Below are 14,252 nucleotides of genomic sequence, written 5' to 3' on the forward strand. Positions count from 1 at the left end.
CACCTGGAGCGTGTCAAAATGGCCCACGGTGCGCCCTCTTCCCGCTGCGTTCGATGCTGACCAACACCACCGCATTTGCCGCCTTTCTCTTTCTTGTGCACTCCGTGGGCGTGCTCGCGGCCATGCATGCCGTGCTGACCGTGCGTACGTCCCAGGGCGCCATCGCCTGGGCCATCTCACTGGTCACGCTGCCGGAATTCACGCTGATCCCGTATCTGATCTTCGGGCGAAGCACCTTTGCGGGCTATGTGGATGCGCGGCGCTTTCACAACGCCCGCCTGCGCGAAATCACCCTGTCCGACGACTGGCGCCGCCTGCGCGACCATGAATCGAGCGTGGTCGCGCCGCAGCACACCTGCATGCAGGCTTTGCCGCGCCTAACCGGCACACCGTGCCTGGCACGCAACCGCGTACGGTTGCTCGTCAACGGCGCGGAAACCTTCGAGGCCATCTTTGCGGCCATTGCGCAGGCGCGCCGGGTGCTGATCGTGCAGTTCTTCATCGTGCACGACGACACGCTCGGCCGCCAGCTGGCCGAGCTGCTGCTCGATCGCGCGCGGGCCGGGGTGCGCGTCTACTTTCTTTTCGACAGCATCGGCTGCCACGCGCTGCCTCGCCGCTATGTGCAGCGGCTCATTGACGGCGGCGTACACGCCAAGCCGTTCTCCACCCATGCCGGGTTCGTCAACCGCTTCCAGCTCAATTTCCGCAACCACCGCAAGCTCGTGGTGGTGGACGGCGAGCGCGCTTACGTGGGCGGCCACAACGTCGGCAACGAATACATGGGCGAAAAGCCGCCGCTTGCACCGTGGCGCGACACGCATATCGAGATCGTCGGTGCCGCCGTGATGGACCTGCAGCTCACCTTTGCCGAAGACTGGTACTGGGCTGCCCGCGAAGTGCCGCAGCTGATCGTGCCCGAACTGCGGCCGGAAGAAGACATGGTCTGCCAGGTGGTCGCCAGCGGCCCAGCCGACAAGCAGGAAACCTGCTCGCTGTTCTTCATGGAGGCCATTCAGTCGGCGCGCAAGCGGCTGTGGATCACGTCGCCGTACTTCATCCCGGACGAAGCCGTGTTTGCCGCGCTGCGCCTGGCCGTGCTGCGCGGGGTGGACGTGCGCATCCTGATCCCATCGCGGCCGGACCACCACATGGTGTTCCTGGCCTCCACGTTGTATGCGTATCAGGCGATCCGCGCGGGCGTGAAGATCTACCGCTACCTGCCCGGCTTCCTGCACCAGAAGGTCGTGCTGATCGACGACGAGGCCGCCGCCGTGGGCAGTGCCAACCTCGACAACCGTTCGTTCCGCCTGAACTTCGAACTGATGATCATGACCGCCGACTCGCGCTTCGCCAACGACGTCGCGCAGATGCTCGAAGTCGATTTTGCCGAAGCCGCCCGCGTTGGCCGTGACGAATACGAACATGCACACCCGCTGCGCCGCGTGATCATGCACGTGGCCAAGCTGTTCGCGCCCATCCTGTAGACACGGTCGCGCTCCGAATTTGCCCGCAAGAAGCGGAGCGCATCCAGAGATCGCCATCCCTACCCTGAAGCGGACCTCTTCAGGAGTGTGCGATGTCCGATCCCCATGACCCTGCTGTCGACCATCTGCCGCCGGGCTTCAACCGGCTGGCGGGTTCCAACCTGGCCGCGCAGTCTGCCGAACAGATTGCGCTGGCCGCCATGCCAATGGTGGCGGTGCTCACCCTGCATGCCGACGCCAGCACAGCGAGCTGGCTACAAGTGGCGCTCACGCTGCCGTTCGTGCTGTTTGCCATTCCCATCGGCATGCTGGCGGACCGTTGGCCCAAGCGCGCATTGATGGCCGGCGCGGAGGCCGTGCGCGCGCTGGCCTTGTTTGTTGTAGCGGGCCTGTTGGCGGCCGGGCGGCTGAACCTGGCTGCGCTGGGCGTGTTGGGCTTCGTTGCGGTGTGCGGCACGGTGGTGTTCAGCGTGGCGGCGCCCGCGCTGGTGCCGTCGCTCGTGCCGGCAGCAATGCTCGCGCGCGCAAACGGCCGCATCGAGTTGGCGCGCACGGTTGCATTTGCCTGCGGGCCGGCCATCGGCGGCGCGTTGATCGGCTGGACAGGCGCGATGGCGGCGTTCGTGCTGGCGGCGGCGTTGTCCACCATGGCTTCGGCAATGTTGGCTGGCGTGACCGCTCAGGAGCCCGTGGCACGGCGTGCGGCGCACCCGCTGCGAGACATTGCCGAAGGCGCGCGCTTCGTGTTTCAGCATCCGCTGCTGCGGCCGGTGTTCATCACGCAGTTTGTCTTCACCATGGCCTTCTTCATGGTGTCGGCCATCTTCGTCCCGTATGCGGCGCAGCGGTTGAACCTCTCTGCGCAGGCGATCGGGCTGACGCTCGGCATGTACGGCGCGGGCATGGTGGTCGGCGCGCTGCTGGCCGCGCGGATTCTCGCGCGCTGGCGCTTCGGCCTTGTGGTGGCGACGGGCCCCGTGTGCGGACTGGCCGGCGGTGTGCTGCTTGCGGCCACGCTGTGGCAGCCCTGGCCCGCACTGGCACAAGCCGGCTTCTTTCTGCTCGGTTGCGGGCCGATTCTTTGGGTGGTGAGCACAACAACGCTGCGGCAGACGGTGACGCCGCCCGCGCTGCTGGCACGCGTATCCGCAGTCAATGTGATGTCGTATGGCGCTCGGCCGGTCGGCGCGGCAATGGCGGCGTGGCTCGCCGCACACGCCGGTGTGGGGGCGTGCCTGGTGGTGGCGGTGGCGGGCTTTGCCCTGCAGTTGCTGTGCATCGTGCAATCGCCCGCAGTGCGGTTGGTGCGTCAACCGCGCGCGGACGATGCGTCGGCCGGGCTTGAACCTGCCTGAGCCGCATCGGCATCGCGACCACCGCGCCGCGCCTTGGGCAGCCGGCGGCGGTATCGTCAAACCATGCGGCGGATGCCGAACCGCTGCGCGCGGCGGCGCCACACAAACGCGTAGTACAGCCCCTGCATCACGAACATGGCAAGGAAGGCGGCCGGGTATGCAGCCCAGATGCCGTCGGTGCCGATGTGTCGGCTCAGCACCCAGGCCACCGGCACTTCCACCGCCGCGATGGCCAGGATGGAAATGGCCGTGGGCGCCATCACCGTGCCGCTTGAGCGCATCACGCCCGAGAAGACGCTCGCCATGCCAAAGATGACCGAACTCCACAGCGAGATATGCAGCAGGCTCTGGGCAAGGCTCATCACTTCTGCGCTGGTGGTGAACCAGCCGATGACCGCGCGCGAAAACAGCAACGCCATCAGCACCAGCACACCGGTAATCGCAACGTTGAGGCACAGCCCGGTGCGCGTGATGGCATCGAGCCGCTCCGTATTGCCCGAGCCGATGGCTTGCGCACCGAGGATGGACGCCGTGATCGCAATCGACATGGCGGGAAACTGCACGTAGCTGATGATCTGCGTGCCGGCGCCGTAGGCGGCCGTCGCGTCGGAGCCGAAGCCGTTGACGAATGACAGCAGCGCCAGCTCGGCAATCGAGATGACCACAAGCTGCACGCCCGTCGGCACACCGATCTTCAGCACGGTCTTGAGCACACCAAAATCGACCCACAAGTGCCGGGCCAGCACGGCATCGGGCGCGAGCGGATGGTTGCGGCGGCGCAGGAAGAATGCGAGCCACACCAGCGCGATCGTGAACGAAATGATGGTCGCCGCGGCGCCGCTTGCCACGCCCAGTTGCGGCAGGCCGAACCAGCCGCGAATGAAGGTCGGCGTCAGCACCAGCCCGATCGCCGTCGACAGCGCGAGGGTGCGCAGCGGCGTGCGCGTATCGCCCACGCCGCGCATCATCGCCGTGGCAAGCAGGTAGACGAACAGGCCCGGCATGGCATAGAGCATGACGCTGGCGTAGAGCGTGGCGTCCTGCAGGATATCGGCTGGCGTGCTGAGCCAACCCAGCAGCGCGTTTGCGAACGGGCCGCCCAGCAGCGCCACCGCCAGGCCCACGATGAAACCCACGGAGAGCGTGGTGCCCGCAACGGTCTTGACCGCCTCGGGCTTCTTGGCGCCCCACGCCTGCCCGATCAACACCGCCGCTCCCGACCCCAACCCAATGATGAAGGCGATGAAGAAGAACAGGATCGGGAAGAACGCCGATACCGCGGCCAGCGCCTTCACGCCCAGCATGTGGCCCACATAGACGTTGTTGAGCGTGCCCGACAACGATTGCAGGATGTTGGCCAGGATCAGCGGGCCGAGGAATGCAATGAATGTTCGCCACAACGGGGGGCGAGCAGCAGGCGCTGTCATGCAGCCTCCTGTTGGGGATTGAAGGCCCGGCTCGCCAGTTCACGCGCAAAGTCGCGCACGTCGGCAGGCCAGGATTGGGTGAGGGATTCGAACGCGACGGCGTCTGCGGCGAACAGGGCGCGCGTGGCCTCTTCAAAGCCCGCGGCGTTACCGGCCATGGCAGACATGAAACGGTATGCCGCCTCCTGCGCAACGCGGCGGCGGTCGGCGCCTTCGGCAGCGCGGCGCGCGTCTTCCACGAGCTTGCGCAGCGTAACCGACGCCCCGCCCGGCTGCGCGGCCAGCCAATCCCAGTGGCGCGGCAGCAAGGTGACCTCGCGGGCAATCACGCCCAGCTTGGGGCGGCCAGGGCCACGCGGGCGACTTTCCGACTCAGCGGGTTGCGTGGCAGACGGCGCGGTTGGATCGAGACGGGCAAGCACGTCTCCCACCGTGCCGCGCAAGTCGAATTCCACCGGCTGTGCGGTGGTGTGGTCGAACACCAGCACCTGCGATTCAGGGTGTGCATCGACGTGGATCTTGACGGCCCGGGCGACGTCGCGGACGGGCCCTGCGGCCAGGCGCCGGGTGCCGGCAAATGCCGTGCACGCGTGGATTGCTGCGGCAACCATGAGAAACGCTCCTGCTGAAGTTTCAACAGGAACACATTCTACCCGGGTTTAATTGAGTGTCAATATTACCCGGGCAGAAAGCAACTGTCGCGCGCAACTTGACGCAAGCGTCATGCCGCCTGCTGAACGCGCGCCTCCACCAGCAACCGCTTGAGTTCCGGCACGCACGAGCCGCAATTGCCGCCCGCCTTCAGGCAGGCCGTGATCTCGCCGGTGGATTGCAGGCCCTTGGTGCGGATGGCATCGCAGATGGTGTTACGGCCCACGCCAAAGCACGAGCAAACGGTTGGCCCCACGTCGACGCCGGCTTCGATCGGCTGGCCAAGCAGCACGCCCGCACGATCGAGGTCTTCCAGGCGCTCTTGTGCGAACAGGCCCGCGAGCCAGTTGCGCGACGGCAGATCAGGGCGCGGTGAGAGAAACACGCAGGCTTCGATGCGATCGTCCACCACGTGCACGGCCCGATAGACGTGCGCGGTCGCGTCTTCGTATTCGAGCCAGTCGGCGTGCGGGTCGGTCACGCCGAGCAGCGTGCGCGCCCAATCGTGTACGGAGCCAAGGTGCTGGCGACCGGCCAGCTCATAGCGCAGGAACTGCTTGCCCTGAATCCGCGTCCACCAGGTTGCATCGTCGGTGTCCAGTGCGCGCCGCGAGAGCACAAAACCGTGCCACGCCACATCAAACGGCTCGACCATCACCGGCGTGTGCTTGAACTCCGGCTCGCCGGACACCGGGTCGACCACCGGATTGACGACCGCACCCACGCGCGCATCGGAAGCAAACTGGCCGTTCCAGTGGATCGGTACGAACACGCTGCCGCGCGCGATACCACCCGTCATCCGCACACGTGCGACCACACTGCCCCAGCGTGACGACACGCGCGCCAGGCCGCCTTCGCGCACGCCGGCCAGCAGGGCATCGTGCGGGTGCAGATCGACAAACGGTTCGGGCACGTGGTCCGCCAGCTTGGGCGCGCGCCCAGTGCGCGTCATGGTGTGCCATTGGTCGCGCACGCGGCCGGTGTTGAGAATGAGCGGATATTCGCCGTCCGCCGCATGCGCGGGCGCGCGGGCCGGCGTCGGTACGAAACGCGCGCGGCCATCGGCGTGGGCGAAGCGGCCATCGCTGAAGAGCCGCGCTTCGCCGTTGCCCGACGTTACGATGGGCCATTGCACCGGCGACATGCCGTCGTATGCCCCGGCGTCGAGCCCGGCCAGGCCGCCGAGGTGGAAGGCGCGGCGGACGCCGCTCGCATCGTTGGCGTAAGCGGACAGGCGCGCGTGCTCGTCGAACACATCGCGCGGGCTCTTGAAGTCAAAGCCGTCGTAACCCATGCGGCGGGCAACGTCGGCGATGATGTCCCAGTCGGCGCGTGCCTCGCCGGGGGCCGGCAGAAAGGCGCGCTGGCGCGAGATGCGGCGCTCGGAGTTCGTCACCGTGCCGTCTTTCTCGCCCCAGCCGAGCGCGGGCAGCAGGATGTCGGCCAGCACGGTGGTGTCGGTGGCTTCAACGATGTCTGAAACGACGACGAGTCTGCACTTGGCCAGCGCACGGCGCGCCTGGTCAGCATCCGGCAGGCTGACCACGGGATTGGTGCCGATGATCCACACGGCCTTGACGCGCCCGTCTTCAATGGCCTTGAACAGGTCGACCGCCTTGAGGCCCATCTTGTCGGCCATGCGCGGCGACGCCCAGAACGTTTGCACGAGGTCGCGATGCGACGGCTCGTTCAGCTCCATGTGCGCGGCCAGCATGTTGGCCAGGCCGCCCACTTCGCGGCCGCCCATCGCATTCGGCTGGCCGGTAATCGAAAACGGCCCCATGCCCGCGCGGCCGATACGGCCGGTGAGCAAGTGGCAGTTGATGATGCTGTTGACCTTGTCCGTGCCCGCCGTCGACTGATTGACGCCCATCGAGAAGGCGGTGATGGTGCGCTCGGTATCGGCAAACCAGCTGTAGAAGGTGAGCAGATCGTCGAGCTTGAGCTTGCAGGCCTTGGCGACGGCTTCGACGTCGTCGCTCTCGGTGCCGGCGGCTTCCAGAGCGGCGTCCGGGCCGTTGGTGTGCAGCGTGACGAAGTTCCTGTCCACCACGCCGCGCCGCGAGAGAAACGACAGCAGGCCGTTGAACAGCGACACATCGGTGCCGGGCTTGATGGGCAGATGCAGATCGGCCAGCTCGCACGTGGCCGTGTGGCGCGGGTCAACCACCGCCACTTTCATCTCGGGCCGCGCTTCCTTGGCGCGCATGATGCGCTGGAACAGGATCGGGTGACACCACGCCGTGTTCGAGCCCACCAGCACGATGAGGTTCGCCGTTTCCAGATCGTCATAGCAGACGGGCACGAGGTCTTCGCCAAACGCGCGCTTATGCCCCGCCACGGCCGACGACATGCATAGTCGAGAGTTCGTATCGATGTTGGCGGTGCCGATGAAGCCCTTCATCAGCTTGTTGGCGACGTAGTAGTCCTCGGTCAGCAACTGGCCGGAAACGTAGAGCGCGACGGAATCCGGACCGTGCTCTTCGGCGATGCGGCGAAAGCCTTGCGCGACGGCGTCGAGCGCGGTGTCCCACGAGACGCGCTGTAATGGCGCCGGCTTGGTGAACTCCGGAGCGTCCACGTCACGCGAGCGCTCGCGCATGGCCGGGTAAAGCAACCGGCCGTCCAGGCTCACGGTCTCGCCCAGCGCGGAGCCCTTTACGCACAGGCGCCCTGCGTTGGCTGGGTGCGTCGGATCGCCTTGAATGCTGACACTGCCATCCGCTTGCGGGGTCGCGAGCACGCCGCAGCCGACGCCGCAGTATGGGCAGGTGGTGCGCACGGCGTCCGTTACTGGGTGAATGGGGATGGTCGTCATCGTCATCTCTGTATTGCTGTGCGTATGGAGTACATCCCTTGTTTCATCCCCTGCCGGGGCTGACTCACTTTTCTTTGTCTTGCCAAAGAAAAGTAAGCAAAAGAAAGGCGCGCCCGAGATGGCGACTTCCCCTTGGATTTTTGTAACCGGGCGGGGAAGGAGGCAAACTCGCTTCGCTCAGACAAGCCTCCTTCCTTTTTCCGCCCGCTGACAAAAATCCAAGGCGCCATCTAGGGCAGGAACGGCCAAACCGGTGGTCTGCAAGAGTCCTAAGTCGTTTTGTCTGTCCCCTTTGTTCATTACGCTGCCTCCGCTTCGCACAGCGCGCGGCCAAACAGCAGGCGCTGGCGAATCGGTGTGATGGGGGTCTGGCGCTGGATCATGTCGAAATACCACGGGCCGTCGGCCACGTCGCCATACAGCACCGCGCCGACGATGCGGTCTTCCTTCAGGACGAGGCGCTTGTAGACGCCGCGGCGCGGGTCGCGCAGCACGATGTCTTCGGTGCCGTCGCCGCCGATGAAATCACCGGCGGAATACAAGTCCACGCCCGTGACCTTCAGCTTGGTCGCCGTGGCCTGCTGGACATAGCGGCGGTGCCCTGCGCCGGCCAAATGTGCGGCACACACGCGGGCCTGGTCCCAGATGGGCGCGACGAGCCCGAACGTTGCGCTGCGGTGCTGCACGCATTCGCCCACGGCGTAGATGCGCGGGTCGTAGGTCTGCAGCGTGTCGTCGACGACGATGGCGCGCTCGCAATGCAGGCCGGCGGCCTTGGCAAGCTCAATGTTGGGGCGGACGCCGGCAGTCATGACCACGAGGTCGGCGGGAATCTCGGTGCCGTCCTTGAAGCGCACGGCGCTCACGCGGTCGGTACCAAGCAGCTCCGCCGTGTGGGCGCCCAGCAGGAAGCGCAGGCCCTTGGCCTCCAGCGCCTTCTGCAACAGAAGGGCGGCCGGCTTGTCGAGCTGGCGCTCCATCAGGCTGTCGGGCAGGTGCACCACGGTCACGTCCATGCCCTGGCGCATGAGGCCATTGGCGGCTTCGAGCCCCAGCAGCCCACCGCCGATGACGACTGCATGCCGATGATTGCGCGCGGCTTCCAGCATCGTCTCCACGTCCTGGATGTCGCGGAAGGCGATCACGCCGGGCAGCAGGTGCCCCGGCACCGGCAGGATGAACGGACGCGAGCCGGTGGCGATCAGCAGGCGGTCGTAGCGCATCTCCACGCCGTCTCGCGAGCGCAGCGTGCGGCGGGGGCGGTCGATGGCGACGACCGGGTCGCCGGCGTGCAGCGTGATGTGGTTCTGGTCGTACCACTCGCGCGTGTTGAGCATGATGTCGTCAACCTGCTTTTCGCCGGCCAGCACAGGCGAGAGCAGGATGCGGTTGTAGTTGCCGTACGGCTCTTCGCCAAACACGGTGACGTCGTACAGGTCCGGCGCGAGCTTGAGCAATTCTTCGACCGTGCGCATGCCGGCCATGCCATTGCCGATCACGACCAGCTTGGGGCGTACGGTCTTGGCGTTCATGCTGCCCTCTCCTGAAGGTTGTCGGTCATTGAAATCGGCTCATGCCGCTACCCACACCTTGCCGTCTTCCACCTTGGTCGCGTAGGCGTGCACGGAGTTGGCCGGCGCTTCCAGGCACTCGCCCGTGGTCAGATCGAAATGCTGCTTGTAGATCGGCGATGCGACCACGATGCGTTCGCCCAGGTTGCCGACCAGCCCGCGCGAGAGCACGGCGGCGTCGGAGTTCGGATCGTAGTTGCCGATGGCGTACACGCCTTGCGACGTGTTGCTGCCGACACGGAACACGGCAACCTGGTCACCTTCCACCAGCGCGCAGACGCCGGTGTTGGGAACGATGTCGTCCAGGGCACAGATCGGGGTCCAACGGGATGCTTGCATGGCGTCCTCCACTTCCTCTATCGGGCTCAAGCGGCTTCAGCAACAACAGGAATACGCACGGGCCGCGTCTTGGCACGCTCCTCGACCGTGGCAGGGCGGATCTGGCCACGCTCCTCGACGAAGACGACATTCGCATCCTTTGCTTCGCTGTTGACGAAGTGACGGAAGCGCTTGCGCACCTCTGGGTTGGTCACGGCGGTCTTCCATTCGTCCTGATAGGTGTCGACCACGTGCTGCATCTCGGCTTCGAGTTCGGCCACGATGCCCAGCTTGTCGTTGATCACCACATCCTTCAGATAGTCGAGACCGCCTTCGAGGTTGTCGCGCCATGTGCTGGTGCGTTGCAGGCGGTCGGCCATGCGCACGTAGAACATCAGGAAGCGGTCGACATACTTGATGAGCGTTTCCTGATCGAGGTCGGCCGCCAGCAGTTCGGCATGGCGGGGTTTCATGCCGCCGTTGCCGCACACATACAGGTTCCAGCCTTTCTCGGTGGCGATGATGCCGACGTCCTTGCCCTGCGCTTCGGCGCATTCCCGCGTGCAGCCGGAGACGCCAAACTTGATCTTGTGCGGCGAGCGCAGGCCCTTGTAGCGGTTCTCCAGCGCAATCGCAAAACCCACCGAATCGCCCACGCCATAGCGGCACCACGTCGAGCCCACGCACGACTTCACCGTGCGCAGCGATTTGCCGTACGCGTGACCCGACTCGAAGCCGGCCGCGATCAGCTCTTCCCAGATCAGCGGCAACTGCTCCAGCCGCGCCCCGAACAGATCGACACGCTGGCCGCCCGTGATCTTGGTGTACAGGTCGTATTTCTTGGCGACCTGGCCCACGGCGATCAGGCCGTCTGCCGTCACCTCGCCGCCGGGCATGCGCGGCACCACGGAGTACGTCCCGTCCTTCTGGATGTTGGCGAGAAAGTAGTCGTTGGAATCCTGCAGGCTGGCGTGCTCTTTCTTGAGGACGAATTCGTTCCAGCACGAAGCAAGGATGCTCGCGACGGCGGGCTTGCAAATGTCGCAGCCCATGCCGCTGCCATGCGCTTCCAGCAGCGCCTCGAACGACTGGATGCGGCCCACGCGTACCAGGTGATACAGCTCCTGACGCGAATACGGAAAATGCTCGCAGATGTGGTTGTTGACGGCCAGGCCTTGCTTCTTCATCTCGGCCTTCATCACCTGCGTCATGAGCGGCACACATCCGCCACACGAGGTGCCGGCCTTGGTGGCGTCCTTGAGCGCGCCCACGGTCGTGGCGCCAGCACACACGGCCTGGCACAGCGCGCCCTTCGACACGTCGTTGCACGAGCAGATCTGCGCGCTATCGGGCAGAGCATCCACACCGAGCGCGGGGCGTGCTTTGCCATCGGCCTGCGGCAGGATCAGGAATTCCGGTGCTTCCGGCAATTCGATGCGGTTGAGCATCATCTGCAGCAGCGTGCCGTATTCGGCCGCATCGCCCACCAGCACGCCGCCCAGCAGGTACTTGCCGTCTTCCGACACCACCAGCTTCTTGTAGATCTGCTTGCGCTCATCGGTGAACTGCACGCTGCGGCTGCCCGGCGTCACGCCCTGCGCATCGCCCAGGCTGGCGACATCCACGCCCATCAGCTTGAGCTTGGTGCTCATGTCGGCGCCGCTGAACTCCGACGCATCGTCCGCCGCCAGAATCTGCTTGGCGGTGATGCGCGCCATCTCGTAGCCGGGCGCAACCAGGCCGTAGACCTTGCCGCCCCACAGCGCGCATTCGCCAATCGCGTAAACATCCGGCGCGGAGGTGCGGCACTCGGAGTCGATCACGATGCCGCCGCGCTCGCCCACTTCCAGCCCGCAAGCGCGCGCCAGTTCGTCGCGCGGGCGGATGCCGGCCGAGAAGACGACCATGTCGGCTTCCAGGTGCGTGCCGTCGGCAAAGTTCAGGCGGTGCGTCGCGGTTTCGCCATCGACGATCTCCGAGGTGTTCTTCTGCGTGTGGACGGTCACGCCCAGGTCTTCGATCTTCCGGCGCAGCATGCGGCCGCCGCCGTCGTCCACCTGCATCGCCATCAGGCGGCCGGCAAATTCGACCACGTGCGTTTGCAGGTTCATGTCGCGCAGCGCCTTGGCGCATTCCAGCCCCAGCAGGCCGCCGCCGATGACGACGCCCGTCTTGGCACGCTGGCCGCATTCGGCCATCGCTTCGAGGTCTTCAATGGTGCGATAGACGAAGCAGTCTTTGCGGTCGCGGCCCGGTACGGGCGGCACGAACGGCGACGAGCCCGAAGCGAGGACAAGCTTGTCGTACGGCAGCACCTCGCCGGTCGAGGCCGTCACCGTTTTGGCGGTGATGTCGATGGCCGTGGCGCGTGCGTTGAGCTTGAGCACCACGTCGTCGCGGTCAAAGAAGCCCGGTGCCACGAGCGATAGCTCTTCCGCCGTCTTGCCCGTGAAGAATTCCGACAGGTGCACGCGGTCGTAGGCGGGGCGCGGCTCTTCGCACAGCACCGTCACTTGCAGGTGATGGCCGGGCGCATGCAGCAGGCTTTCCAGAAACTTGTGGCCCACCATTCCGTGGCCAATGACGACGATCTTCATGGTCATGGTGATGTCCTCTTTCAGGCGTTGCCGGCGGCGGCCAGCGTGTTGTCGTACAGCGCTTGTTCGCGTGCCTTGTGTTCTGCCGAGAAACGCACGGCAATCGCGCAGATGGCTGACAGCGCCACCAGCACGCCGAGGATGGACAGCGTGGCCTGCGTATCGGCCATGCCCTTGAGCAGGAAGCCCGCCGCCACCGCGCCGGCGTTGCCGCCCGCACCGATGATGCCGGCCACACCGCCGAGCGCACGGCGGTCAATGAACGGCACCAGCGCATACGTGGCACCGCATGCCATATGCGTGAACAGGCCGAAGCCCAGCATCGCGAGAATGGCCACCGGCACGCTGCCTGCATGGGCAAAGCCGAACAGGCCCAGGCCCTCGCCCATCATCAGCACGCACAGCAGTTGGGTGCGCGCATCCAGGCCTCGCTTGGCGGCCACGCGGTCCGACACGATGCCGCCCAGCGCGCGGGCAAACAGCGCCAGCAGGCCGAAGCTGGCCGCGGCCATGCCGGCAGCCGAGAGCGACAGGCCGAAGTGATCGACGTAGTAGGTGGCGGCGATGTTATGGATGAAGATCTCCACGCCAAAGCACGCGCCGTAGGTAATGAACAGCAGCCACACCCGGTAGTTGCCGGCGGCGGCCACAAAGCTGCCCCAGCCGCCCTTCTTGCCGCCTTCGATGGTCTTGCCGGCGGCGCGCAGTGCGCTGAAGTTGCCTTCCGGGCAGTCCTGCGTATAGCGCCAGTACAGCGCCGCAACGATCAGCATCGCCACGCCCGGCACCACCATGGCCAGGCGCCAGCCCATGCTCTGCGTCACGCCCATCATCACGATGGCGGTCAGCAGCAGCGGCATCGTGCCTTGCGCCACACCGCCGCCTGCGTTGCCCCAGCCGGCCGCCGCCGCGTTGGCGGTGCCCACCACGTTTGGCGCGAACATGACCGACGTGTGGTACTGCGTGATGACGAAGCTCGCGCCAATCGCGCCGATCGCCAGGCGGAAGAACAGGAAGGTCTCGTAGCTTTGCGCGAGTGCCACGCCCAGCACCGGGATGGCCCCCAGCAGCAGCAAACCGGTATAGGTCTTGCGCGGGCCGAAGCGGTCGCACAGCGGGCCGACGATCAGCCGCACCAGGATCGTCACCGCCACCGCCGCGATGTTGATGTTGGCGATCTGCCCCGGCGTGAGGTGGAACTCGCCTTTGAGCACCGGCATGAGCGGCGCGCAGGCGAACCAAGCGTAGAAACACACGAAGAACGCGAGCCACGTCAGATGGAAGGCGCGCATCTGCGGCGTACGCAGGCTGAACAGGTCGATTCGGGTGGCTTTGCCGGTCATGTTGAATCCCAATCAGGGGCCAAAAAAAAGAAAGGCGTCCGAGAGCCCGGCTGCACTAGCCAGGGTCTGGGACGCCGTTGTCCAAGTAGCCCTGAGCACCAGGGCCTTCACCACGAAGAGCACGGATCGCCTTTGATTCGCGCAATGGTGCTACGCAACAGGTATGCCAGGCTCACAAAGCCTTGTCCTATCGCGGTTTACAGGAAATTGGCCAGACACCGGCCAGGGCGCGTGCCTCACACACGGGCACCGCACCGCACGCTTTCGGTGCAGACACGATTCGGGATGGTGCGGCACAGCAAATGCGTCGGCCGCCGCCAAGGGCGACCGACGCATCTCGTGCATGACCGATAGGAAGGGAAGCTGCCGGATCAGGTTTCGGCGTCAGTAGCCGTGCGTCACGATCGACAGCACCGAGAGATCCGGATGCGTGCCGTCGACAATGCTGCGCGCCACGTGTACGGCTTCCTCCATGGCCTCTTCGGGGCTGCGGAAGGTATCGTCGCCATCTGCGTGAAAGGGCACGACATGACCGGGCAACTGTGGATCGGCGCCGGGGTGGCACACGTAGCCGGTGTAGGTGTAGCGCGAGGAGTTTGCCCGTGTCGGGCTTGGAACAACGTGAATTTCGAACCCTTCGTAGAGTTCTTGCGGTGCGGTGGTGAGCTGGTCAGACATGGTGGCC

The 14,252-nt window shown here is 65.7% G+C and carries 10 protein-coding genes; 2 read left to right on the forward strand and 8 right to left on the reverse strand.

All coding sequences use genetic code 11. The annotated features are described in order from the left end of the window. The first annotated feature begins 53 nt into the window (after positions 1-53). Positions 54-1,487: a cardiolipin synthase gene (gene cls, locus CFE42_RS09585; RefSeq protein ID WP_004627518.1), complete on the forward strand. Its 1,434-nt coding sequence runs from the start codon at positions 54-56 to the stop codon at positions 1,485-1,487. A 92-nt stretch (positions 1,488-1,579) separates the two neighbouring features. Beyond that, positions 1,580-2,842 (forward strand): MFS transporter, encoded by a 1,263-nt coding sequence (locus CFE42_RS09590; RefSeq protein ID WP_004627521.1) that lies wholly within the window; start codon positions 1,580-1,582, stop codon positions 2,840-2,842. A 56-nt stretch (positions 2,843-2,898) separates the two neighbouring features. On the opposite strand, the gene CFE42_RS09595 is transcribed toward CFE42_RS09590, so the two are convergent. From CFE42_RS09595 to CFE42_RS09630, 8 genes are all read right to left on the reverse strand, one after another. After that, a complete protein-coding gene (locus CFE42_RS09595) occupies positions 2,899-4,269 on the reverse strand; it encodes an MATE family efflux transporter (protein WP_004627523.1) in 1,371 nt (456 codons plus the stop codon). Then, positions 4,266-4,880 carry a DUF2239 family protein gene (locus CFE42_RS09600; RefSeq protein WP_004627525.1) on the reverse strand — a complete coding sequence of 205 codons (615 nt, stop codon included), beginning with the start codon at positions 4,878-4,880 and terminating at the stop codon, positions 4,266-4,268. Before CFE42_RS09600 ends, CFE42_RS09595 begins: the two co-directional genes overlap by 4 nt. Before the next feature lie 110 nt (positions 4,881-4,990). Then, entirely contained in the window at positions 4,991-7,744 is a 2,754-nt protein-coding gene (locus CFE42_RS09605) for a nitrate reductase (RefSeq protein ID WP_037043604.1), read from the reverse strand. 293 nt (positions 7,745-8,037) lie between these two features. Next, entirely contained in the window at positions 8,038-9,270 is a 1,233-nt protein-coding gene (locus CFE42_RS09610; protein ID WP_004627528.1) for an FAD-dependent oxidoreductase, read from the reverse strand. 39 nt (positions 9,271-9,309) lie between these two features. Next, on the reverse strand, positions 9,310-9,648 hold the full coding sequence (gene nirD, locus CFE42_RS09615; protein ID WP_004627531.1) for a nitrite reductase small subunit NirD: 339 nt from the start codon (positions 9,646-9,648) through the stop codon (positions 9,310-9,312). Positions 9,649-9,674: 26 nt separating this feature from the next. Then, a complete protein-coding gene (gene nirB / locus CFE42_RS09620; protein ID WP_004627533.1) occupies positions 9,675-12,230 on the reverse strand; it encodes a nitrite reductase large subunit NirB in 2,556 nt (851 codons plus the stop codon). A gap of 14 nt (positions 12,231-12,244) precedes the next feature. Beyond that, entirely contained in the window at positions 12,245-13,567 is a 1,323-nt protein-coding gene (locus CFE42_RS09625; RefSeq protein ID WP_004627536.1) for an MFS transporter, read from the reverse strand. A gap of 384 nt (positions 13,568-13,951) precedes the next feature. Next, positions 13,952-14,245, reverse strand: coding sequence for a hypothetical protein (locus tag CFE42_RS09630; protein ID WP_004627538.1), 294 nt, complete (start codon positions 14,243-14,245; stop codon positions 13,952-13,954). Positions 14,246-14,252 lie beyond the last annotated feature (7 nt).

It is taken from the genome of Ralstonia sp. PBBBR1 (assembly GCF_002256165.1).
Taxonomy (GTDB): domain Bacteria; phylum Pseudomonadota; class Gammaproteobacteria; order Burkholderiales; family Burkholderiaceae; genus Ralstonia; species Ralstonia thomasii.